The following is a 23,893-nucleotide window of genomic DNA, read 5'->3' as shown; positions in this document are numbered from 1 at the left end:
GAGGCGCCGGAGCGCCATGAGCCGAGCGACCCGCGACGTGGACAATACCTGACCGAGCCTCAGGAGAGCAGCAAGGATTCAAGAATGTCGACCAGCACGGTATCCTTCCAGCGTGAGCTCCTCGGGGCGGCGTTGTTGCTCTGTGGCGTGACCGCGTTTCCGTCGGTCTCCCTGGCAGACAACCCCGTCGTACAGACCATTTATACACCCGATCCTGCGCCCATGGTCCACGATGACACGGTATACCTCTATACCGGGCATGACGAGGACAGCGCCACGGACTGGTTCACGATGAACGAATGGAGGGTGTATTCCTCCAAGGATATGGTGAACTGGACGGATCACGGGTCACCGCTGAAATTCAGCGATTTCAGCTGGGCAAAGGGCGACGCGTGGGCAGGCCAGGCCATCCCCAGGAACGGGAAATTCTACTATTACGTTCCTGTCACGAGCCGCTCGCTGAACAGGATGACCATCGGCGTCGCCGTGTCGGACAGCCCCACCGGTCCGTTCAAAGACGCCCTGGGAGAGCCGTTGATCACGGCCGATTGCGGAGACATCGATCCGACGCCGTTCATCGACGACGACGGCCAGGCTTATCTGTACTGGGGAAACCCGAGCGTGTGCTACGTGAAGCTGAACCAGGACATGATCTCCTACCAGGGAGACGTCGTGCGCGTGCCCATGACGGCGGAGAGCTTCGGACAGCGCACCGGGAATGACGATGGTCGCCACAAGACCAAGTACGAAGAAGGCCCGTGGCTCTACAAGCGCGATGGGCTGTACTACCTGGTGTACGCGGGGGGGCCTATCTCCGAATACATCGCCTACTCGACGAGCAGCAAGCCCACCGGTCCGTGGACGTACCGGGGGGTCATCATGCCCACGGAGGGCAGCAGCTTCACCAATCACGCGGGCGTCATCGACTTCAAGGGGAGCTCCTACTTCTTCTATCACAACGGCGCCTTGCCGGGCGGCGGAGGTTATCACCGCTCGACGGCCGTCGAGCGGTTCACGTTCAACGCCGACGGTACATTCCCGACGATCAAGATGACCAAGGAGGGCCCGCCTGGCGTCGGCAACCTGAATCCGTATGTCATGACGGAGGCCGAGACCATCGCCTGGGGATCCGGGGTCGAGACCGAGGCGTGCGGGGAGGGGGGAATGAACGTCGGGTCGATCGAGAACGGGGACTACATCAAGGTGAAGGGCGTCGATTTTGGCACCGGCGCGGTGTCCTTCGACGCGAGAGTGGCCTCGGCGACCAGCGGCGGCAGCATCGAGCTGCGCCTCGACAGCGCGACGGGCACGCTGGTGGGAACCTGCATGGTTCAGGGGACCGGCGGCTGGCAGACCTGGGCCACCACGTCCTGCGCGGTCGACGGTGCGACAGGGATACACGATCTGTACCTGAAGTTCACCGGTGGGAGCGGTTTCCTGCTCAATGTCAACTGGTGGAAGTTCACTCCGCTCGACGCCCCGGATCCGACCGGCGCGGGGGGCGCTGGCGCGGGGGGCGCTCCGGACGTGGGTGAAGGGGGAGCGGCGGGCAGCGGCGGGTCGGGCGAGGGGGCGAGCAGCAGCAGCCGCGCAGCGACGACCGGCAGCGGCGCAACGGCGGGCAGCGGGGCGACGGCGGGGAGCGGCACGGGCGGCGCTGGCGGTACCCCCGCTGGCGGCGCCAGTGGCGCCAGCGGCGACGAGGGCGGGTGCGCCTTCCGGGCCCAATCGAGGCCCAGCTCCCCCGCGGGCGCGCTCGCCGCCTTGATCGCGCTCGGCGCGGTCGCCGCGCGGCGGCGTCGTGCCCGAGGAGCCAGGCGGAGCGGATCCGCCACGAATTGACGGTCTGGTGCAATCATTGGAGGTTTGATCATGTTCACGAGAGTCCGCGCAGGTCTGATGCTCGCCACTGCCTCGCTGGCGCTGGCGGTCAGCTCGACCGCGGCAGCGAAGCCGTACAAGGGCGCAGAGCTTTACTCGGCCCAGGGCTATCTTCACGGTCGCATGGAGATGCGCATGCGCATGGCGCGCGGGAGCGGCATCCTGTCGACCTTCTTCACCTACAAGGACGGCTCCGAGATGTCCGGCGCGTTCTGGGAGGAGATCGACATCGAGGTCTTCGGGAAGGACAACGCCCGGATCTGGCAGTCCAACATCATCACCGGGACGGGCACGAGGACGACGTCGGAGGGGAAGCACGACGCGGGCTTCTCCCTCGCGGACGGCTATCACACCTACGCGCTGGAGTGGACGCCGGACTACGTGGCCTGGAGCATCGACGGGCGAGAGATCAAGAGGACGACGGGGGCGCAGGTGACCGCCCTGAAGAATCCCCAGTCTTTCCGCTTCAACACGTGGTCCTCGGATGCGACCGATTGGGTCGGACCGTTCGACGATTCCGTCCTCCCGCAGCACCAGTACGTCAACTGGATCAAGTACTATCGCTACAACAACGGGGCCTTCGAGCTCGCGTGGCAGGACGACTTCAACTCCCTGGACAGCGCGCGATGGGGCAAAGCGGACTGGACGTTCGACGGGAACCGCGTGGACTTCGACCCGCAGAACGTGACGGTGAAGGACGGCACGCTGGTGCTGTCGCTGACACGGGAGGGGCAGACCGGGTTCAACGGAAATGTGCCCCGCGATGAGGACACCGGGTCGGGCGCCGGCGCGGTCGGGGCGACGACGGCGGCCAGCTCCTCCGGCAGCGGCGCGGGCGGGGCGGAGACGGCGGCCAGCTCCTCCGGCAGCGGCGAGGGCGGGGCGGCGACGGTGGCCAGCTCCTCCGGCAGCGGCGAGGGCGGGGCGGCGACGGCGGCCAGCTCCTCCGGCAACGGCGTGGGCGCGGCAGGGACCGCCGCCAGCTCCTCCGGCAGCGGCGACGCGTCGGGCGAGGGAGGTGGGGGCGTCGGAACCACGCCGGACGAGGAGCCCTCCGACGGGGGTTGCGGGTGCGTCGTCGCCGGAGCCAGCACCACGGGGAGCTCGTGGGCCGCGGCGCTCGCCATGGGGCTTTCCGCCCTGGCGATGCGGCGGCGCCGGCCCCGCGGCTGACCTCGTCAGGATGCTCGAAGGCGCCACGGGGCGGGGGAGGGCGCCCTCGCCGCCGCGGCCGCGACGGCACCGGGCGCCGGACCTCTAGCGCGCGGAACTAGAGCGGCGGTCACCCGCTTCGGATACGGGCCCATCTCGACGCTTTCGGTGCTCAGCGCACCGGAGTGCGCTTCCGCGCCGAAAACGCCGATCTGGACCCGTCTCCTGTGCGGGTGACCGCCGCTCTGCGACGCTCGTACCAGGGGCGGGTGGGAACCGCTCTAGATCTTCTCCCAGCGCCTGCTCTCGGCGGAACGGAACAGCGCGTCGATGACCCGCATGTTGCCGACCGCGACGTCGATCGAATTCTCGACCGGGCCGCCCGTGCGAATGGCGCGCGAGAACGCCTCGCTCTGCAGGTGGTACTGGTCGACGACCGGGAACGAGGTGACCTTGGCCGAGCTGCAGTTCAGCGTCGAGCCGTCATCGAGGAAGATCTTGCACGGCTGGTCGGCGGGGGCGTTGAACGGGATCTCGATCTCGATGCGGCCCTTGGTGCCGAGCGCGTTCACGCGCTGGTAGGCCACCGCCTGCGTGCTGCACGTGAACGTCAGGTGCGCGCCGCCGTAATCGAGCAGGCCCGAGGTCAATCGATCGGTGCCGAACTCGGGATCGCGCTCGACGAGCACCATCGCCCGCACGGGCTCGCGTCCGAACAGCAGGCGCGAGGTGTTCACCGCGTAGCAGCCGATGTCGTAGAGCGCGCCGCCCCCGACCTGTTCCCTGTTGCGGATGTTGGTCGCGTCGCGGTTGAAATACGAGAACGCCGCCTGGACGCTGACCAGCTCGCCGATCCGGCCGCTTCGCACCCAGTCTCTGGCCTGCTGCCACTGCGGGTGATAGCGGACCATGAACGCTTCGGCGATCCGCTTGCCCGTCTCGTGCTGGACGTCGACCAGCGCCGCGGCGTCCTTGGCGTTGAGCGCGATCGGCTTCTCGCACAGGACGTGCTTGCCGGCGCGGGCCGCGCGCGCCGACCACTTCACGTGCAGGTGGTTGGGCAGCGGGATGTAGACGGCCTCGATCTCCGGGTCGTCGAGCAGCTCATCGTAGCTTCCGTACGCCTTCGGGATCCCGAGCGCCCCCGCGGCGGCGCGCGCCTTGTCGATCTCGCGCGATGCCAGCGCGGCGATCTGGGTCAGGGGCCCCCGCCTCATGCTGGGCAGGCTGACCTTCAACGCGAAGTTGCTCGCCCCGAGGACACCCCAGCGCACGGGGGTGATGGATTCGCTCGACTTCGGATCTTGCGCGGATGTGGACATGGGCACCTTGCAGCGCGCGACGCTGGTGGCCGACGGCGCGTCTGAGAACGCTCGACGTGAATCGACCCGACGGGTCAGGCCAGGGGCTGGAGGGAGAGCGCCCGCCCTCCGCGAGGAGCGGAGAGGGCGAGAGCAGGGCGCGGCGCCTCAGAAGGCGTCGTCACGGCGCCTCGCCTCGCACTCCACCTTGTACAGAGCCGCCTCGACTCAGACCCTGTCTCGGACAGGCTCTCTGTCCTTTGTCGCCGCAGCTGAAATCCTTCACTGCGGCGACCGGTGCGGGGACGTCCGCCGTCCCGCCCGCGGCCCATGCTGCGCCCGCAAAGCCGCCCGCAAACCCGAAGGCAAAGCCAGTGCCGATGCTCATCATCACGGCAACCATCAGCTTCACGCTCATCCACATCCGATGTCTCCTGATCAGGGAAGGGGCAAGCTCAGCCGCATGATCGCAGCTCGAAGCCGGATTGTGATCGTTCACATGGTGAGGGTCAATCAAAATTGACCGGTGCGCAGCCATCCTCGGCCGCAATCGACGCGTGGCGGAGGCCGGCGACGCATGGCGGCGGCCGTCCGTGGCGCCCGCGTGGGCTGTCACACGAGCTTGGCTTGTGCGAGATCGTAGGTCCCGGCGAGCCCGGAGGGTGCTCTTGCGCTGTACCGGCTTGCCCTCGACCAGGACGCGCGCGGCGCAGGAGGACCCCGCCAGCGTCCTCCTCGGGCTCGGGATCGAGGGGGCCCGCGCGCCGGTCGATTGGCGTTGACTCCCGCAATGTGATCGTTCACATTGCGGTCAGGGGCGTCCTTTTACTTTGCCCTCGGTGGGGCATCCTGCGCGCCGAGATCTTCGTCTTCTTGATCGGTCCCGGTGCTGATTCCGTTCGCTCGGCCGTCGCTGAAGCGATTGCCGATCGAGGGTGCTTGGTGTCTCGCCAGAGGTGATTCACCAGAGGCCATGACAAGCCTTGCTGATTCGACGGCTGTCGTGAACCCTGGGCGCTGTTCACTGGAATTTTCTTGGGAGTCCGGCGAAGCGGCCGGATGGCAGCTTCGGGGGCGGCGTGACCTATGTTGCGGCGGGCTATGCTCACCCCCTCTCGGACGCAGCAGTGTCATCACACCGGCCCGGTCCGGTCTCTGGTGCTCCAGGTTCCATCACGCCGGGCGAGATGGGCTCCGTGATGCGAGCGCCTGCTCTGAGGCATGGTCGCGAGTTGTGGGTTCCCGCGCGTCGTCACCCCCCTTGCATTATCGGAGAGCAAGATGAAGAAGCCGTCATGGCACGAGCTCCGTTTCTCGAGAGAAGTCGCCGCCGTTTGCGCGCTCGCGTTCGCGGCCGCGTGCACGGGCGCGCTGGGTGACACGACGGAGGGCCCTGGGGCATCCTCTGCCGGGGGGGATGAACCGCCGGCCGGCTCGGACCCGCCGGCGTTCCAACCCGCGGCCGGGATGCTGCGCCGCCTGACGAGGACGCAGTTCCGCAACGCCGTGCGCGACATGCTGGGCGTCGAGGTCGATATCCATCAGCTCGACGCCGACAGCTGGAACGGGAACTTTGCGGTCATCGGCGCCGCGACCGTCGTGACCTCGGAGCGAGGCGTCGAGCAGTACCACGCGGCGATCGAGGGGGCCGTCGACGCGGTGTTCGCGGATCCCGCGAGGCGAGACCGGTTCATCGGCTGCGCGCCCAGCGGCGCGGAGGACGACGCTTGCGTGCGCGGCTTCATCGAGGCGCAGGGGCGCCGTGCGTGGCGGCGCCCGCTCGAGGCCGCCGAGGTCGACCGGCTGGCGGCCGTCGCCGCGAAGGCCGCGGCCGAGCTCGAGAGCGCCGTCGAGGGGGCCCGCTGGGCGACGGTGGCCCTCTTCACGTCTCCGAACTTCCTGTATCGCCCGGAGCTCGGCGCTCCGAGCGCCGACGGCTCGCTCCGCTTGACGGGCTACGAGACGGCGTCCCGGCTCGCGTTCCTTTTGTGGAACAGCCTGCCGGACCAGGAGTTGCTCGACGAGGCCGCGAGCGGGGCGCTCGGAACGGTGGAGGGGATCCGCGCGGCGGCGACACGGCTGCTCGAGGCGCCTGCCGGGCGCGAGGCGGTCGGCGCCTTCGCCGAGGAGTACATGCGGCTCGATCGGATCAGCACGCAGGCAAAAGACGCGGCGCTCTTTCCGGAGTACAGCCCCGCGCTGCAAGCGGCGATGGTCCGCGACATGCGAGGCACCTGGGAGGTCCTCGCGTTCGACGATCGCGCGAGCGCGCTCGACCTGTTCTCGACCACGAAGGTCGTCGTCAATAGCGAGCTCGCCCAGGTCTACGGTCTCGACACGGCCGGCCTCGGCGCGGGCGCCTTCGAGGTCCGCTCGCTGCCCGCGGACGGCCCGCGCGTCGGGATCCTCAGCAAAGCGGGCTTCCTCTCGCAGTTCGCGAACCAGAAGGAGGGCTCTCCCACCTTGCGCGGCAAGTTCATGCGCGACGCCCTCATGTGCACGCCCATCCCGCCGCCCCCCGGCAACGTCGCCCTCGAGCTGCCGGAGCCGCCCGCGGACAAGCCCCTGACGAAGCGTCAGCGCCTCGAGATCCACCGGACCGAGCCCGCCTGCGCCGGCTGCCACTCGTTCATGGACCCGCTGGGCCTGCCGCTCGAGAGCTTCGACGCGATTGGCCGCTTCCGCACGACCGACCACGGCCTGCCGATCGACCCGAGCGGCGAGTTCGACGGGGTGCCGGTCGCCGACGCGCGCGCGCTCGGTATGACCCTCAGCGCGGACGCCTCGGTCGCGGAGTGCCTCGTCCGCAAGTACTACATGTACGCAGCGGGGCACGAGGAGAGAAAGGTGGACAAGCGCGTGCTGAACGCGCTGACCGCCTCGTTCGAAGGGTCGGGGTACCAGCTGCGCGAGCTGGTCCTCGACGTCGTGACCAACGACGCGTTCTCGTCCGTCGCCCCCCAACCCTGATCGCAGGTCCCCCCAATGACGAACAAAGCTTTGAGCCGACGAACTGTTCTCCGGGGCATTCTGGCGACGGGCGCCGCCGTCACCATCCCGCTCCCGCTGCTCGAGATCATGCTGAACGAGAGCGGCACGGCGCACGCTCAGACGAAGACCCCGGTGTCGCCGCTCTACGTCACGTGGTTCTTCGGGAACGGCACGCTGCCCGGTCGCTGGAAGCCGACGCGCACGGGCTCCGGTCAGGCCTGGGACCTCAGCCCCGAGCTCCAGCCGCTCGCGGATCTCAAGTCGTATCTCACGGTGATCAGCGGCCTCGAGAACAAGCTCGTGGTCTCCGGCGTCGAGCACCCCACGGGGTCGGCGGGGGCCACGACGGGCGCGCCGCTCAGCGGGAACGCCGTGCGGGCCGCGTCCATCGACCAGGTCGTCGCGAACGCCATCTCGGCCGGGGCGCCGTACCGCTCCCTCGAGCTGGGATTGACGCCGGCGACGCCGGGCGGCCCTCAGGACTCGCTGCATACCGTCTCGCACAAGGGGCCGAACGCGCGCAACAACCCGGAGTTCGATCCGAAGGCCGTGTTCAATCGATTGTTCATGAGCGGCTTGCCCGAGCCCAGCGATGACGGCGCGGCTCAGGCCACGAAGATCGCGAACGTCCGGAAGAGCGTGCTCGACTCCGTCCTGCAGGACGGCGCGAGCCTGAAGCAGCGGCTCGGGGCGGCCGACAGGCGTCGTATCGAGGAGCACCTCGAGTCGATCCGCGCCATCGAGCAGCGCCTCGAGACCATGCCGTCCGGCGGCGATCCGACGGCAGCGTGCAAGAGCCCGACGGCCCCCACCGCCGGCAAGGACTCGCAGAGCGAGGCGCCCCCTGCGGTGAACGCCGCCATGGTCGAGCTCTCGGCGCTCGCGCTCGCGTGCGAGAGGACCCGCGTGCTCTCGTACATGTTCTCGCTGCCCGCCGCGCACGTCTACTACCGGCACCTCGCGCAGGACATGAACGACGACTTCCACGACACCATCTGCCACGGAGATGCCGGGGACCAATCGAGTCAGCCTCGCGTCGACAAGGGCGTGATCTACACGATGCGCTGCCTGAACGAGTTCTTGACGAAGCTCAAGAACACGCCGCACGGCAGCTCGAACCTGCTCGACAGCTCGCTCGTGTACGTCACGTCCGACACCGCGTGGGGCAAGGTGCACACGAGGACGGAATGGCCGGTGCTCTTCGCGGGGAAGGCCGGAGGCCGGCTGCGTGGCGACGAGCACCGCAACTTCCCCGGCGACAACCTGAGCAAGGCGCTCCTGACGGTCGCTCAGGTCATGGGCGTCAACGTGACGGAGTTCGGCATCGACGCGGGGCGGGTCACGTCGCCGCTCGCGGGCATCCAGGTCTGAGCGCGGCGCCGCCGCGTCTGGAGGAGGCGCTCGCCGACCTGCCCGCGCTACCGCATCGTCCCCAACCTAGGATACTGGTTCTATGAACTCGATTTCATCGTTCGCTACAGCGCGGCTCGTCTGCGCGAACCGCACCGCCATCGATGACCCCGGTCCGAGCCCCGATACCGTGGGGATGCGGGGTATCTGCGCAACGCCGGCGATGGCTCTGCTTGCGCTGCTGCTTACGGTCGCCGGATGCAGCAGCACCGAGACGGGCGGCGCGGGGGGAGCCGGGGGAACCGGGGGAGCAGCGCCGGGCGATTCCGGTACGCATGACGCCGCGTCGGGCTCGGGCGGCGGCGGTGGCTCGGGTGGCGACGGCGGCTCGGGTGGCGGCGGCGGCTCGGGCGGCGGCGGCGGCTCGGGCGGCGGCGGCGGCTCGGGCGGCGGCGGTGGCTCGGGCGGCGGCGACGCCGCTCCAGATCTCGCAAGCTATGCGAGCGGGTTGGACAAGCTGTTCGTCGATGCCCCGTGCGCCCCGTCGACGCCCTTGCCGCTGGCCTCCATGGCGACGTGCAATCATCCGCCCAACACCCAGCGCATCGAGAAGCAGGTGATCTTCGGCGGCGATCCGGGCACGACGTACTCGGTCAAGCTGCGGGTGCGCGGGATCTGGGAGCCGACGGACATCGAGGGGGGCGAAATGCCCATGAAGCCGTTCATGATCGGCGGCAGCGTTGGCCCCAGCGACTCCATCAACTACCAGCAATATTCGATTGAGGTGAGCGAGCCGCGCCAGACGTACTGGCTGAACAATTATCAGTACCGCGCTCACGACATTCACAAGGAGGACTACGAGGCGACGATCCAGGTCAACGGCGGCGCCATGGTCAAGGTGGTGATGAACGACGGCAACGAGCGCCAGATCGCCAATTGGACCAAGGACTATTTCGAGGGGCTGCCGCCGTACGACACGGCGCCGACCACCGGCCAGATGCTGCGCCTGGACGTGGTGTCGGTGAGCAAGTAGGGCGCGCCGGGGCCCGACGGCCTCGCTCGGCCCATGATCTCGTCCGCGTCCGGAGGTGCAGTGCGGCCCGGGACGCGCCGTGCTCCGGCTGCGGACAGCTGTTGAGCACGCGCTCGCCCACACCGCGTCGCGGAGAGGGCACCGCGCGCACCATGGGCGCCAGGAGAGACCTGTTCGACGCCCGGCGCGCAGCGGCGAGCCAGAGCCTCGAGGCGGCCCAGCAAGCTGATCGAGGAGGCGGAGCAACCTGTTGGAGCTCGATGAACTCCAACAGGTTCGGCCCGCTAGCGAACTGCCTTCAACAGGCCGAGGCGGTACGGGAGCTGCGAGTATTCGCCGCCCGAGCTCGGGTTGCGTCCTTGATACAGGAACTGCAGATTGCAGGTGTCGAGCGTCGCGGTTTCGTCGTTGCCATCGCGCACCAGCTCGCCATGGCTGACGTCGTCGCTCCAGTCAGCCACGCCTGACGCGTAGGTCACGTTGTTTTGACCTGCGAACGGCGCATTCCAGGTATGCGCGAGCGGGGTCCACGCGCCGTCGAGGCGATCCGCGGTGAACGAGCGATAGAACCTGGCGCCCGTCGGGCCGATGGCCTCGATCACGGTCAAGTACTTGTTCATGCCCTTGATCTTGTACGTGGAGCTCCCCTCGAACAGATTGTTACGATTCGAGTCCTGAAGGGCGACGGAGACGGGGCCGAACCCGTTCGGGAAATTCTGCAGGGTGGTCTGGCTGCGGTACATCCGACCGTCGTCGCCGGTGAAGAAGAGGTAACAATTGGCGCTGTCGCAGATCGCCCAGTAATCGATGGGCAGGCTGGGCATGCCAGCGGGCGTGGACGCGAAGAAGTTCTGGGGTCTGGTCCAGGTGTCCGGGCGGCTCGGGTCGCTGGTCGTGGAGAACTGCGGCGGCTGCGATTGATAGATGAGGTACCACTTGTTCTGAGGCCTGAAGAAGAACATCTGCGGCGCGCACCGATAGCCGCTGAAGCCAGGCGTGCGATCCATGTAGTAATGTGATGCGGACGCGGCCTGGGACCAGTCGGCGAAGTTCAGGTAAGTCATCTGCCAGTTGCCGGCGGTGTTCGCCGTGGTGGCGTAGATGTGCCATCGATCGTTGAAGAAGGAGACCGTCGGATCCTTGATGGACACGATATTGTGAGTCGCGTCGGACTTCGGGCTTACCAGCGCGCTGCTCGACTGCCAGCGGAAGGTGGTGGGCAAGCCGCAACCTTCGCTGCCCCCGCCGCCGCCCCCGTTGCCGCCGCCGCCGGTGCCGCCGCTGCCACCGGTGCCGCCGGTGCTCGCGGGGGTGATCCGGAATTGCTGGTTGGTGCCGCCGTTCGATGCCCATTGAATCACGGCGGTGCCGTCCGCGGTGCCGCGGCCGTAGACGTCCAGGGACTTGCCGCTGCTGCGTGCGGTGAGGCGCACGACGCCGCTGGCGACGTCCGTGAAGGACCACTGCTGGTTCTCGCCGCTCCAGCAGGAGTATTGCTGGATGCGTGCGCCGTCGCTGGTGGAGGCGCCCGCGACGTCCATGCAGCGGTTGCTGTTGACGTTGCGGATGCGATAGTAGCCGCCGCCTGCGGATTCCATGCGGAACTGTTGCCGGGTCGAGCCGTTGCAGCTGGCGATCTGCATGGCCGCTGCGTCCGCGGTGCTGCCCCCGGCCACCTCGACGCATTTCCCACTCTGGACGCCGACGATCGTGTAGGTCGCCGCGGTGTCGATGGTGACACTCTCAGCCAGCTCGTCGAACTCGTGGCTGGCCTCGTCGAGCGGCTCGGCGGAGACGCACGCGGCCGTGGCGGCGAACGTCGTGAGCAGAGACCATCGTCTGAATCGGATTCTCATCGTCATCCCCTCTGTTCAGGCATACGAAGCGCGAAGCGAGACACATGGGACGGCGGCCGGGATCGGCTGCGCAAGCTCTGGCCCTGCGGGTAAACTTCGTCGACCTGCGACCGAGCCGGCGAGCCTGCGCAGCGATCTCCGGGCGCGCGGATCTCCGTGAACCGCGCGTCAGCGCGTCCGGCGTCAGCGCCCCAGGTAGCTCATCAGCCAGGACATGGCGGGCCGCATCTGGCCGCTGCTGCTCATGAGTCCTGAGTTGGCCACCCACGTCTGGCCGCTGACGTACCCCCACAGCGTGATGCCCCTCACGCTCGGATGGTCGTAGAACATGGGGAACTGGCTCTGCATCACGTTGAGCTGCTGCGTGTCGTTCGCCAGGTTGATATCGTACTCGGTGATATAGACCGGCAGGCCGGTGCCGGCGAGCCGGTCGATGAAGCCCTTGACGGTGCTGGTGTTGATCTTGTACGCGTCGTGAGCCTGAGCTCCGATGCCGTCGATGGGAGCCCCTGCCGCCCGGATCCGATTGACGATAGTGAGCGTGTTCTGATTGTCACCGCTGTACTCGATGTTGTTGTAGTCGTTGAGCAGCAGCTTGGCGTTCGGGCAGTACTGCCGCGCCCACTTGAACGCTTGCACGATCCAGTCGTAGCCGCTCGAGCCCGCGCCGCCGAGGGCGTTCATGTACACCGGGGTGGTGTGCGGGGGCGGCTCGTTCACGACGTCGATGATGGCGACGTCCGGGTAGCGCTGGCAGAACGCCTGGATCCACTCTTCTACCTCTGCGCGTTGCTCGCTCTGCGATAGACCGGCAAGCCAGCCCGGCTGCTGGGCGCCCCAGATCAGGGTGTGGCCCTTGTAGGGAATGCCCTTCTGGCGCGCGTAATCCCGGACTCGGTCCATGCCGGCCCAGTTCATGACGTCCCGCGTGGATTCGACGGAGCCCCACTTGCCCTCGTTCTCTGGGCTGATCTGGTTCCAGTACCGGGACAGATCCGCTCGCACCTGCCCGCCGGTCGTGATGTTGCCGACGAACTTGCCGCCGGCGCCGCCGCCGGTGCCACCGCCCCCGCCGCCGCCGGTGCCGCCGGTGCCGCCGGTGCTCGCGGGGGTGATCCGGAATTGCTGGTTGGTGCCGCCGTTCGATGCCCATTGAATCACGGCGGTGCCGTCCGCGGTGCCGCGGCCGTAGACGTCCAGGGACTTGCCGCTGTTGCGTGCGGTGAGGCGCACGACGCCGCTGGCGACGTCCGTGAAGGACCACTGCTGGTTCTCGCCGCTCCAGCAGGAGTATTGCTGGATGCGGGCGCCGTCGCTGGTGGAGGCGCCCGCGACGTCCATGCAGCGGTTGCTGTTGACGTTGCGGATGCGATAGTAGCCGCCGCCTGCGGATTCCATGCGGAACTGTTGCCGGGTCGAGCCGTTGCAGCTGGCGATCTGCATGGCCGCTGCGTCCGCGGTGCTGCCCCCGGCCACCTCGACGCATTTTCCACTCTGGACGCCGACGATCGTGTAGGTCGCCGCGGTGTCGATGGTGACGCTCTCGGCCAGCTCTTCGAACTCGTGGCCGTCTTCATCGAGCGGCTCGGCGGAGATGCACGCGCTGAGCGCGATCGTCGTCAGCAGAAGCCATCGTTCAAATCGCATTTTCATGAAGGTCTCCTGTACCCAAGCGGGCATGTCGTAAGCTGCGGCGTGAAGCAGCCCCTTGGGCGCATAGATAAGTTGTTGATATGGCGTCGCTTCTTCATGGGGCGGGCGTGCGGTTCGCCGTGGAGACGAGCGGTCGCGCCCAGCGCTGCTGAGGCGCGACCGCAACGTTCGCGGGCTCACCGTTGCTCGCGTCCGTGACGACCGAGCGAAGGAGCCGATGCCGAGATCGTTGGTGGTCTCGGTGCGCATGACCGCCCTTCCGAAGCGAAGCAAAAGAATACCGACGAGGCGCAATGTGAGCGCTCACATTGCGGATGTCAATCGCCGAAGGCGAATGAGTGAAGGCGGGCCCTTCGATTCATAGGTAAGTTGTCGATACGGTGTCGCTTTTTCAGAGAGGCCGGATCGCTTGGCAGCTTGGCAAAATGTTCTGTCGACCCAGGGCAGCTCTCGCAGTTGGGACTTGACATCTCCGGAGGGTTTGGACCCTCCTCTTCCCGCCCACACTGGGCTTCTTTGTCCCACGCTGGACTTCTCTCTTCCTCCCTACATTGAACTTCTTTCTCCCCCAACCAGCGCGAGCTGCACCGCGCGCTCGGGTGGGGGACGGCCGCGCTGCCGGCGGCTGTGCTCGCCGCCACGCCTGGGCGCGCCCGCGGCGGGGAGGGTAGGATCACGGAGGATGGAGCCCATCTTGATCATGTTGATCATCTCGGGAATCACGACGCTCGTGGGGGGCATCGCGGAGACGCGGCATCAGGCGAGGCGAGCCGCCGAGGCCCGCTGGCGGCTCGCCGGGCCGATCTGGCAGCGCGCCGCGGACCTGGTCGGCGGCAAGTTCAAGTCAGGGCCGGATCCGTGGGGAGACCGCCGAATGCAGATCTCTGTGGTGTGCGAGAACGTCTCGCTGCTCGTCGACCACGACATCGATCACGACGACGTGTCCGTCGCGCGTTACCACACCCGCATCACCGGCACGGCGCGGAACCCGTCGGGCCTCAGGCTCCGGGTCCACGAGCAGCGGCTGCGCCGGGCGCGCGGCGGGGCATTCCGGGCGCGGCAGGTGGACGTCGGCGATCCGGCGCTGGACGGCGCCTTCGTCGTCAAGGCCAGCATTCCGGCGCTCGCGCGCTGGTGGCTCACGCCGCCGCTGCGCGAGGCGCTCCGCGCGGCCGCCGACTACCAGCTCACGCTCGAGTCGCACCGGCTCACCGCCATCCGCGTCGGGCTGGAGGACGACGCCGAGAAGCTGGCGAGCGCCATCCGCGCCGCCGCGCTCGTCGCGGACCGCGGCCGCGCGTTCGCCAAGGAGCTGCGGGCGCTCTCGCAGGGGCTCGGCGGGCGCCTCCTGTCCGGCGCGGGCGCCGCCTCGTCCGAGGGCGGGATGACCATCGAGCTCGAGCACCGGAGCAGGCTCTTCACCGTGGAGGTCGGCCGGGAAGGGGGGAAGGGCGCGTTCGGCACCCGCGTCCGCGCGGCCCGCGCCGCGTCGCCCTCGGAACGATTCACCCTGAGGCGCCGGCCCAGGCGCGGCCCGCCCCGGGGCGCGCCCGATCCGTCCGGCGACGACGCCCTGCCCCGGGCCTACGAGCTCTCGGCGGAAGCGCCCGACCGGGTGGCTCCGCGCCTCGGCGAGGAGCTGGGGCGCGAGATCGCCGCGCTCCGGCCGGCGGCGATCGTGGGCGACGAGGCCGCGGTCACGCTCGTGTTCGGCCACCTCGAGACGGGGCGCGAGCGGATCGAGCGCGCGATCGCGATCGTCTCCGCGCTCGCGGCCCCCGAGCGGCGCGGGCCCTATCGCTGATCGCCGCGCGACGCGCTGCAGGTCGGGGCGGGGCTGCGCCGTATCACCCCTGTCACACCTGACACGTGCCACACCGGTCAGTGTGGCAGGCACCCGGCCGCCGCGCGTGTGCGCGCCGGCGCTCCAGGGAGAGGGGGTGTCCTCTGGGCGGGAGGGGACAGAGCGCGAGATTCATCGGACATGGCCGCGTGTCGCGCTAGTTCGCGGCCTGTCATCGCTGCTGGCCCCGCTCTTGCCATGTCCTGCGGTGAAGGCCGCCGCGACGCGCTGACGGGCCGACGAGCCCGCGGGGGGGCCCGCGGGCGCGCCGCATTCGTCGTGATCGAGGGTGTGTCGCGCGCCGGCCGCCGCGCGGGCGCGAGCCCGCGCTCAACCCACGTAGGACCGAGGAGAATGACCATGACCTTGAATTCGATGCTCCGTGATGTCTCGATGGCTCGCACCGCCCGCCGCGCCGCGGCCCTCGCGCTGGGGCTCTGCGCCCTCGGCGGCTGCGCCGCGGGGCAGGAGCCGGCGGACGCGGCGGTCGAGGAGGGGCTCGCCCCGATCACGAGCCTGCAGCTCTCGAACGGCGCCGAGGTTCATTTCTACGAGCCGGAGGAGGGCCGCGTCCTGGCCTTCACCACCGGCGAGCTCGCCGAGTCCATGGAGCGGCTCGCCCCCGTCGCGCTCTACGAGGCGCTCTCGCGGCAGGTCGCGCCGCCGGCGCTGATCGCGGCGCAGGCGCGCATGGACGCGGCGCGGCTCGCGCGCGGCCCGCGCCGCGCCGCGATCGCGACCGACGTGGACGTGATCGAGGAGGCGGCGCCGGCGCCGCGAGCGGGAGAGGAGCTCGGGACCGCCGCGCAAGCCCTGACGGCGAGCGATTTCGTGGCGAGTTATTGCAGCGCGAGCAACGTCGATTTCGATTATTGCTGGACCGACAGCACCGTCGGCCGCACGGTCAGGGTCAAGGGCACCAAGTGGTATCACGCCCACGCGGACTCCACCTCGGGCACCATCCAGATGGCTGTGTACTACGAGAACATGTGGGGCAACGATGTCCTGGTCTTCCTCCGGACCATCACGTCGACGGGGGGCGTGTTCTCCTACGAGACAGAAGACAATGATACGTACAAGGTCGTCATCTCGCAGGTGGACCCCGGCAACACCTATCATCTCTCGGTCCACGGCGATCAGTAGGCGGCGGCCCGTCGCGCCCTTCTGCGCGGCGAACCGCCCGGGCGAGATCGGCCGCCCTCGGCCGGTCTCGCCTGGGCGCACCCTCGCGGGGACGAACCTCTGGGCGAGGATGGAGCCCATCTTCGTCCTGATGATCATCTCGGGGATCGCGGCGCCCGCGCCGCAGGGGCCCTACCGCTGACGACCCGGCGAGCCGCCCTGCCAGCTCGCGGCGCTGCGACGGCCGACGACCAGCGCGTGCGCTTCGCGCGCCTGAGCTTGCTCCACCGGCTGGCGGGGCGTGATAGATCGTGGGCCTGCGGCATGCAGCCTCGGGTCGATTCGCTGGCGCCTCCTCCGTGCGCGGCCTCCCAGGGGCGGAGAGGGGCAGGATGAGCGCGGGTCGGGACGAGCCGACGACGCTGGTCCGCACCCGGCGGCGCGCCGGCTCCGCCGCCGAGCCGCGGCCGTTCCTCTTCCTCGTCTTGCAGTGCCAGCGGCCGATGGATCCGCCCGCGCGGCTGCCGCTCGACGGGGTTGACGAGGTGCGGTTCGGGCGAGGCCCGGTGCGCTCGATCGACCGGCGGACCGAGGCGGACCGGGCGCTGCTCGACGTGCGCCTCGAGGACGGCTGGGTGTCGTCCCGCCACGCGCGGATCACGCGCGACGGCGGCCAGCTCTGCCTGGAGGACCTCGGCTCGACGAACGGCACCTTCGTGAACGGCGTGCCACGGCGGAGCGCGACGCTCGCCGAGGGGGACCTGATCGAGCTCGGGCACACGTTCTTTCTGTTCCGCGAGGTCGCGGTGCCCGACGAGGCGGCGAGCGACGCGGCCCGGGCGGCGGATCAGCCGTTCGGCCTCGCCACCTTCTCGCCCGAGCTGGCCGAGCGCTTCGCCGCCCTCCGGGCCGTCGCGCCCGCGCCCATCCCCGTCGTCCTCCAGGGCGAGAGCGGCACCGGCAAGGAGGTCGTCGCGCGCGCCGTCCACGCGCTCTCGGGGCGGCCCGGCCCGTTCGTCGCCATCAACTGCGGCGCGCTGCCCGAGAGCCTCATCGAGTCCGAGCTGTTCGGCCACAAGAAGGGCGCCTTCTCCGGCGCCGCCGAGGACCGGCCCGGCCTCATCCGCGCGGCCGACCGCGGCACGCTCTTCCTCGACGAGATCGGCGATCTGCCCGCGGCGTCGCAGACCGCGTTCCTGCGCGCGCTGCAGGAGTCGGAGGTCGTCGCGGTGGGCGCGACGCGCCCCGTGAAGGTCGACCTCCGCGTGGTCGTGGCCACGCACCGCGACCTCCCGGCGATGGTCGAGCGCGGCGACTTCCGGGGCGATCTCTTCGCGCGACTCTCCGGCTTCGTGCTCGAGCTGCCGCCCCTGCGCAGGCGCCGGGAGGATCTCGGGCTGCTCATCGCCGCGCTGCTCCGCCGCGCCGCCCCGGACCGGGCCGCGTCGATCTCGCTCGGCTGCGAGGCGGCGCGCGCGCTCCTCCTGCGCGAGTGGCGGCTCAACGTCCGCGAGCTGGAGAAGTGCCTGGCGACCGCGATCGTGCTCGCCGGCGGCGGCCGGGTGGAGCTCGACCACCTGCCGCCGCCCGTCGTCGTGCCGCGGAGCGGCCAGCCGCCCGAGGCCTCGAAGCCCGAGGCCCAGCCCGCCGAGCGCCTGCGGCCCGCCGAGGAGGACCAGCAGCGGCGCGAGGCGCTCATCCGCCTCTTCCGCGAGCACCGCGGGAACGTCAGCGCCGTGGCGCGGGCGATGGGGAAGGGGAGGACGCAGATCCACAGGTGGATCGCGCGTTATGGCATCGAGCCTGGCGACTACAGGGACGGGTGAGCGCGCGGTTGGATGACCGCGCGACGGCGCGGCCGCCGGTCAGGGGCAGTACTGCGCGCCGGCGGACAGCAGGCCTCCGGGCAACAACGGCGCGAACGGGGAGAACGGGAAGTCCCGGACGACATCCGACGGGTGGTTGAGAAACACGGTGATCGGATGGCGCCATGTGCGCCCGCCGCCCTTGCACTGCTGGAAGTCCCGGTCGCCCTCCACGAGCCCCCCGTCGTCGACGGAGCACTGGTGGAGCGGCGGACACTCCGCGACGAGGAGCGATTCGTCGCAAGCCCCGACCGAGGTGGCGACGCAGTCCACCTCGCCCTCGGCGCCGGCGCAGAGGCGTTCTCCCACGTACGCGGCGTGATCGGTCCAGTATTCACCCGTGCAGGCGAAGGCGTTCTGATAGATGGCCTGCCCAGAGAACTCCGAATGGGTCGGAGCAGGGTGGAACTTGCCTTTCTCGTCCACTTCATTCATCCCCACCGCGAGCCGGGGGTGGAGGGGCTCATCGCCCCACAGGTTCCCGTAGAACGCGCCCTCGCGCCAGCCGAAGACATCGACCTCCGCCGCCGGATACACCGCGGGGCGGAACGTCGCCTCGTTGATGGAGACGGTGCCGGGCGGTGGCGGGGGGCTCGGCCGCGGGTGGCTCGAGACGCTGAAGCGGCGGTTCCTCTCGAGCGCCGCGGCGACGCCCTCGCCCGGCGCCAAGGGGCCGGCGCGGCCGCTCGTCCGCGGGCCGCTCATGAGGCTGAAGTAGCCGCTTTGAGGGCAGACGAAGCGGAGCGCGGGCTCGGTGCGGCCGTCGCAGCGCACCGCGCTCGGATCGATGTGATCGGGTGAGCCGGCGTCGCAGCCGCGGACACCGCTGCAGACGCGAAGCACCGTGTCGCTGGCGGGCAGCCCAGCGGCGCTCGCTGGGTCGTCGGCGCAGTCGGTCAGGGGCGCTTCGCCGGTCGCGATGAACACGGTCGAGCCCGGGGTGCAGGAGCCGACGTGCTGGGCCGTCCACCCACAGCTGCGCGACGCGCCATGGGATTCGACCTCGCACCGCCTGAAGCTCGGAATGGCGTCGCCGTCCTCCGTGGTCGTCACCACGCGGACGGAGGACGCCGGCGTGAGGAGCCCCGGCCGGTGCTCCGGGAACGCCTGGCCTCGCAGCGAGACGGTGATCGAGCGGCCCAGGGCGTTCACGAGCGAGAGCATGCACGCCGAGACGAGCTGCTGGCACGTCGCTCCCACCGGGCCCACGGCCCAGACAGGGCAGATCCCGATCTTGCCGTCGAATGTGAATTCCTCGCCTGTCGACGTGTCGGTGTACGAGACGCTCTGGCCCTGCTCGAGGGCGCAGGCGACGAGGTAGCCCATCACCTCGCGCGTGGGCTCGTGGCGGAGCTGGTAGCGGAGCTCCAGGTGCTTGCTGTCGTCGGCGTAGCTCGCGGTCGCGAGCGGGACGGACACCATGACGGGATTGGCCCGCGGGTTCGCGATCAGCGCGTTGCGGGTGAGCGCCTCGGCGGAGAGGCCGTTGCCCCAGACGCCCTGCACCGCGTCCGCGATGGCCGCCACCAGCTCGCTGGCCGACCCGCCGCTGGCCGATCCGCCGCTGGCCGGCCCGACGGCCGACCCGCTCGTCGAGCCGCTCCCCGCCGGCGCCGCGCGCGGCGGCCCGTCGAGCGGGGAGGCGTCGCCGCCCGCGACGGCGCAGCCCGCGCCCACGAGCGAGAGCCCGAAACACAGCGCAATCAACCCTCGTGTCCGGTAGATCTTCACGCGGTCAGGTTCCTTTCTTGTCTCTGGTCCGGGCGATCCGACCGGTCGGTTCACGCGGCGCCGGTCGCCCCGGGCGTGAGCAGGGCGCGCTCGATCTCGTCGAACCGCCGCTGCCAGAAGCCCGCCGACATCGCCCTCGCCTCGGCGAGGAACAGGCGCGCTTCGCCGCCCTCGCCCGCGCGGAGCGCCGAGAGGGCCGCGCTGTGGAGCGCCTCGGCGTGCTCATGAAGGATCGCGGTCTGCCGCGCCTCGTCCACGAGCGCGCGCCATGCCGCAGCGTCGAACCGACCGGCTGCCCGGTCGTCCAGGGCCTGTTGCACCAGGCGTGCCAGCGTCCGGGCGCAGGGGGTGAGGTTGGGCTCGTGGAGGCTCGCGCGGGTCTCGGCCAGGTGGCGGGCTGCCTCGTCGTGCTCGCCCCGGGCGACGTGGATGCGAGCGAGGAGAAGGACGTCGTCCGGCGAAGGGCGCTTGTTGAAATAACGCCGCTGGAGGTCGAGGCTGCGGCGCGCGAGCGGGAGGGCCTCGTCCGGCGCGCCCAGCCAGTACCGCAGCTCCGCCAGGTTCAGCGTGGCCCAGCGCTCGAGCTGGGCGTGGCCGAGCTCGCGGGCGAGGCGGACGGCCTCCCGCTGGTCCGCGACCGCGCGCCCTTCCTCCCGCCGCTTCACCCACATGAAGACGCGGTTGATGTACGCGGTGCACAGGTGGAAGACGTCGCCGGCGCGCAGGCAGGCCTCGACGACGGCCTCGGCGTGGCGCTCGGCCTCGTCGAGCCGGAGGGCCACCGAGAGCGACGCGACGAGCACCAGCCGGGCGATGACGTGCGCCTCGTGGTCGCCGAGGGCGAGCGCGCCGCGGGCGGCCCGCTCCAGCTTGGGGATCCCCTCGTCGACGCGCTGGTCGCGGCAGTCGGAGCGGCCGCCCGCGAGCAGGCAGCGCGCGTCGAGGCGGGCGTCGCCGAGGCCGGCGCAGAGCTCGGCGGCGCGCGCCGCGATCGCCGCCGAGGCGGGGAAGTCCTCGAGCCAGTCGAGCGCGGTCGCCTCCTCGAGGAGGAGCTCGGCCGCGCGGGCCCGGTCGCCCGCGGCCTCGGCCAGCGCCCGGGCGGCGCGCAGATCGGCGAGCGACTCCTCGAAGCGCTGCAGGCGGTAGCGCGCGCGGCCTCGGCCCGCGAGCGCGCGGGCGCGGGCGCGGGTCGAGGCGTCGTCGCGCTCGAGGAGGCCGGCGAGGCGCAGGGCCGCGGTGAAGCGCTGCTCGGCCTCGACGACGTCGTGCCGGGCGAGCGCCTCGTCCGCGAGCTCGGCGTGCGCCGCCGCCGCCGCGGCCAGGTCTCCCGCGGCGGCCGCGTGGCGGGCGATCCGGGCGCGCGCCCCCGCGGCGCGCGGCGCGCCAAGGAGGCCCTGGAGGACGGCGGCGTGCAGCGCGCGGCGGCGGGCGGGCGGGATGCGCGCCTCGACGGCCTCGCGCAGGAGCGGGTGCCGGAAGGCGTAGCGCGGCGGCGACGCCGAGCGCGCGACGAGCACGCCGGCCCGGGCGAGGCGCGCGAGGCCGACGCCGGGGTCCAGCGCGCCGGCCGGCGGCGGCGCGTCGGCGGCCCGCAGGGCGGCCTCGAGCTCGGCCGGGGAGAGGTCGTCGCCGAGGATCGCCGCGCGCTCGAGCAGGTCCACGAGCGGCGGCGGCAGGGCGGCGAGCGCGCGCTCGGCGAGGCGCTCGCCGAGCGGCGCGGCCGACAGGGAGAGCAGATCGTCCGGCGCGAGCGTCCAGCCCTCGCCGCCCCGGGCGCGCTGGATCGCGCCGCCGACGCGCAGCGCGCACGCCACCTCCACGAGGTCGCGCGGGACGCCGCGCGCCAGCGCGTGGAGGCGATCGAGCACGGCGCGGGGGATGAACTCGACGGGGCGGAGGCGATCCTGGAGCAGCGCGCCCGCGGCCTCGGCGTCGAGCGGGCCGAGGTCGAGCGCCACGCGGCGGGCGGCGCGCTCCCCGAGCGCCGGGCGGAGCGACGCGAGCGAGGGCCGCGCGGCGAGCACGATCGCGAGGCGCGCCGCGCTGCCCTCGGCCGTGGCGAGCTCGATCGCGTCGAGCGCGGACGCGTCGGCGCGGTCGGCGTCGTCGAGCAGCAGCGCGAGCGGCGCGGCGGCCGCGAGGGCGGCCGCGAGCGCGCGGGCCTCGGCGTGGCGGCGCGCGCCCGGCGCCCCGAGCAGCGGCGCGGCGGCCGGGTCTCCCGGGGCGAGCCGCCCAAGGGCGAGCCCGACGGCCGGCCAGGCGCGCGCGGCCTCCGCCGCGCCGAGCCGCTGGACGAGCGCCTCCTGGGCATCCGCGTCGCGCTCGCCGCCGGCTGGCAGATCCAGGGCCGCGCGCAGGAGCGCGACGAGCGTCGCGCCGTGCTCGGCCGCCTCTGGCCGGAGGGCCGCCGCGGCGTGCACGGCCGCGCCGCCGGCGTGGAGCGCCGCCGCGAGCGCCCCGAGGAACCGGCTCTTTCCGTGCCCTTCCGCGCCGAGCGCGGTGACGAGCGCCGGCCCGCCGCCGGCGAGCGCCTCCTGCGCGGCGGCGAGGGCCGCGCCGAGCGCCGCATCGCGGCCGCGCAGGGCGGTCTCGCCGGGCTCGTCGGGGGGCGCGCCGCGCGGATCGAGGGGCCGGTCGCGCCGATCGGGGGCCACAGCGCGCGGAGAGGGCGAGGCATCGTGCGGGCCGTCCGCGAGCGCGCGCCGCGCTTCGGCCGTGAGGATCGCCGGCGGCATGGCGTCCGCGTCGCCCGGGCCGGCCCCCCAGGTCTCCGCGTCCTCGAGCGCTGCGCCTGCGAGCGTGACGCCGCGCGTGCCCTCGCGCACCCGGAGCGGAGCCAGGTGGACCACGAGGTGCGGCTCGGTCGCGCCGGCCTCGGCGAGGCGCCGGGCCACCCGCGCCGCCGCGCGCACGCCGTCGCCTGGCGCGTCGGCGGCGGGGAAGGCGAGCACCATGCGCTCCCCGCGAAAGCGCGCCAGGACGCCGCCTTCGGCGCGGGCGATGTCGGCGAGCGCGTCCGCGCGCTCGCGCGTGCGCAGGGCGAGCAGCGCCACCGAGCGGCGCGGATCGGTGGCGGGAGCTGGCGCGCCGGAGGAGGCCGCGCGCCCCCGGGACGGGGCGGCCCGCGCTTCCAGCGACGCCGCGAGCGCGCGCGCCACGTCGCTGGCGCGGGCCGGGCGGGCCTCGGGATCCTTCGCGAGGCAGCGGAGGACCGCCTCGTCGGCGCCCTCCGGCAGCGGCGCGAGCGAGGAGGGCGGGGCGGGGCGGCGCGCCACGTGGGCCTGCCGCACCTCGGCCGCCTCGCCGACGAACGGCGGCCGGCCGGTGAGCAGCTCGAAGATCATCGCGCCGAGCGCGTAGATGTCGGCGCGCGCGTCGACGGCGCCCGCGCCGAGGCACTGCTCCGGCGCCATGTACGCCGCCGTCCCAAGGATCGCCCCGGTCTGCGTCAGGTCGGGGCCGAGCGGCGCGCGCGCATCGCCGCCGGCGCGCGCCTGCGCGGCCAGGCCGAAGTCGATCAGCGCGACCTCCCCGCCCGGCCGCAGCCACACGTTCTCGGGCTTGAGATCGCGGTGCACCAGCCCGGCCTCGTGCGCCGCGTCCAGCGCGACCGAGAGCGCGCGCACGATCGCCGACGCCTGCTCGACCGGCATCGCGCCGGTGCCCGGCAGGTCCGCGAGGCAGCGCGCGAGCGAGCTGCCCTCGAGCCGCTCCAGCACGAGGAACGGGCCGAGCTCCTCCGAGCGCCCGCGGCCGAGCAGCGCGGGGACCAGCGGCGGCGCGAGGCGGGCGAGCGCCGCGGCCTCCCGCTCGATCCGGCCGTCGTCCTGCCGGCGCGCCACCTTGAGCGCCACGGCGCGGCCGTCGCCCTCGCGCGTCGCCGCGTAGACGCGCGCAAACCCCCCTTGCCCCAGCAGCCGCTCGACACGGAACCCTTCGACGCGGAGCCCGGGGACCAGCGGCGACGGATCCTGATCGAGCGCCTCGTGCTCGCGCTCGTCGGCGCTCGTCACCGACGATGGGGCCAGAGGGTGCGCCGGGCACGCGGCGCCGGCCCGCGCTGGGAGGCGGCGATGGCACTCGGAGCAGCGCATGGGGCGCGAGTATACTGGGGT

Annotated in this window: 13 protein-coding genes; 8 read left to right on the top strand and 5 right to left on the bottom strand. The window is 71.4% G+C overall.

Going from position 1 to position 23,893, the window contains the following annotated elements:
* Positions 1-84: 84 nt before the first annotated feature.
* On the top strand, positions 85-1,842 hold the full coding sequence (locus WMF27_RS22950; RefSeq protein WP_437766757.1) for a glycoside hydrolase family 43 protein: 1,758 nt from the start codon (positions 85-87) through the stop codon (positions 1,840-1,842).
* Positions 1,843-1,872: 30 nt separating this feature from the next.
* Positions 1,873-3,054: a family 16 glycosylhydrolase gene (locus WMF27_RS22945; protein WP_437766758.1), complete on the top strand. Its 1,182-nt coding sequence runs from the start codon at positions 1,873-1,875 to the stop codon at positions 3,052-3,054.
* 260 nt (positions 3,055-3,314) lie between these two features.
* Here WMF27_RS22945 and WMF27_RS22940 read toward each other — a convergent pair whose 3' ends face one another.
* Positions 3,315-4,355, bottom strand: coding sequence for a Gfo/Idh/MocA family protein (locus tag WMF27_RS22940; protein ID WP_437766759.1), 1,041 nt, complete (start codon positions 4,353-4,355; stop codon positions 3,315-3,317).
* Between the two features lie 1,260 nt (positions 4,356-5,615).
* Here WMF27_RS22940 and WMF27_RS22935 point away from each other — a divergent pair.
* The 3 genes from WMF27_RS22935 (at position 5,616) to WMF27_RS22925 (ending at position 9,708) form a co-directional block, all read left to right on the top strand.
* Positions 5,616-7,304, top strand: coding sequence for a DUF1592 domain-containing protein (locus WMF27_RS22935; protein ID WP_437766760.1), 1,689 nt, complete (start codon positions 5,616-5,618; stop codon positions 7,302-7,304).
* 30 nt (positions 7,305-7,334) lie between these two features.
* Positions 7,335-8,696 carry a DUF1552 domain-containing protein gene (locus WMF27_RS22930; RefSeq protein ID WP_437944501.1) on the top strand — a complete coding sequence of 454 codons (1,362 nt, stop codon included), beginning with the start codon at positions 7,335-7,337 and terminating at the stop codon, positions 8,694-8,696.
* Positions 8,697-8,778: 82 nt separating this feature from the next.
* On the top strand, positions 8,779-9,708 hold the full coding sequence (locus WMF27_RS22925; protein ID WP_437766762.1) for a hypothetical protein: 930 nt from the start codon (positions 8,779-8,781) through the stop codon (positions 9,706-9,708).
* Positions 9,709-9,992: 284 nt separating this feature from the next.
* Here WMF27_RS22925 and WMF27_RS22920 read toward each other — a convergent pair whose 3' ends face one another.
* Entirely contained in the window at positions 9,993-11,564 is a 1,572-nt protein-coding gene (locus tag WMF27_RS22920) for a non-reducing end alpha-L-arabinofuranosidase family hydrolase (protein WP_437944500.1), read from the bottom strand.
* A 183-nt stretch (positions 11,565-11,747) separates the two neighbouring features.
* On the bottom strand, positions 11,748-13,217 hold the full coding sequence (locus WMF27_RS22915) for an endo-1,4-beta-xylanase (RefSeq protein ID WP_437766764.1): 1,470 nt from the start codon (positions 13,215-13,217) through the stop codon (positions 11,748-11,750).
* Positions 13,218-13,899: 682 nt separating this feature from the next.
* On the opposite strand from WMF27_RS22915, the gene WMF27_RS22910 reads away from it, so the two are divergent.
* The 3 genes from WMF27_RS22910 to WMF27_RS22900 all read left to right on the top strand — a co-directional run bounded on the left by WMF27_RS22910 (position 13,900) and on the right by WMF27_RS22900 (position 18,008).
* Positions 13,900-15,021 (top strand): hypothetical protein, encoded by a 1,122-nt coding sequence (locus WMF27_RS22910; protein ID WP_437766765.1) that lies wholly within the window; start codon positions 13,900-13,902, stop codon positions 15,019-15,021.
* 399 nt (positions 15,022-15,420) lie between these two features.
* Entirely contained in the window at positions 15,421-16,203 is a 783-nt protein-coding gene (locus tag WMF27_RS22905) for a hypothetical protein (protein WP_437766766.1), read from the top strand.
* A 371-nt stretch (positions 16,204-16,574) separates the two neighbouring features.
* A complete protein-coding gene (locus WMF27_RS22900; protein ID WP_437766767.1) occupies positions 16,575-18,008 on the top strand; it encodes a sigma 54-interacting transcriptional regulator in 1,434 nt (477 codons plus the stop codon).
* 39 nt (positions 18,009-18,047) lie between these two features.
* Here WMF27_RS22900 and WMF27_RS22895 read toward each other — a convergent pair whose 3' ends face one another.
* Positions 18,048-19,778, bottom strand: a complete 1,731-nt coding sequence (locus WMF27_RS22895) for a hypothetical protein (RefSeq protein WP_437766768.1) — start codon at positions 19,776-19,778, stop codon at positions 18,048-18,050.
* A gap of 50 nt (positions 19,779-19,828) precedes the next feature.
* Positions 19,829-23,872 (bottom strand): protein kinase domain-containing protein, encoded by a 4,044-nt coding sequence (locus tag WMF27_RS22890; RefSeq protein WP_437944499.1) that lies wholly within the window; start codon positions 23,870-23,872, stop codon positions 19,829-19,831.
* Between the last annotated feature and the right edge of the window lie 21 nt (positions 23,873-23,893).

The organism is Sorangium sp. So ce281 (assembly GCF_051527395.1).
Lineage (GTDB): Bacteria > Myxococcota_A > Polyangia > Polyangiales > Polyangiaceae > Sorangium > Sorangium cellulosum_B.
This window is presented reverse-complemented; position numbering and strand designations above follow the sequence as displayed.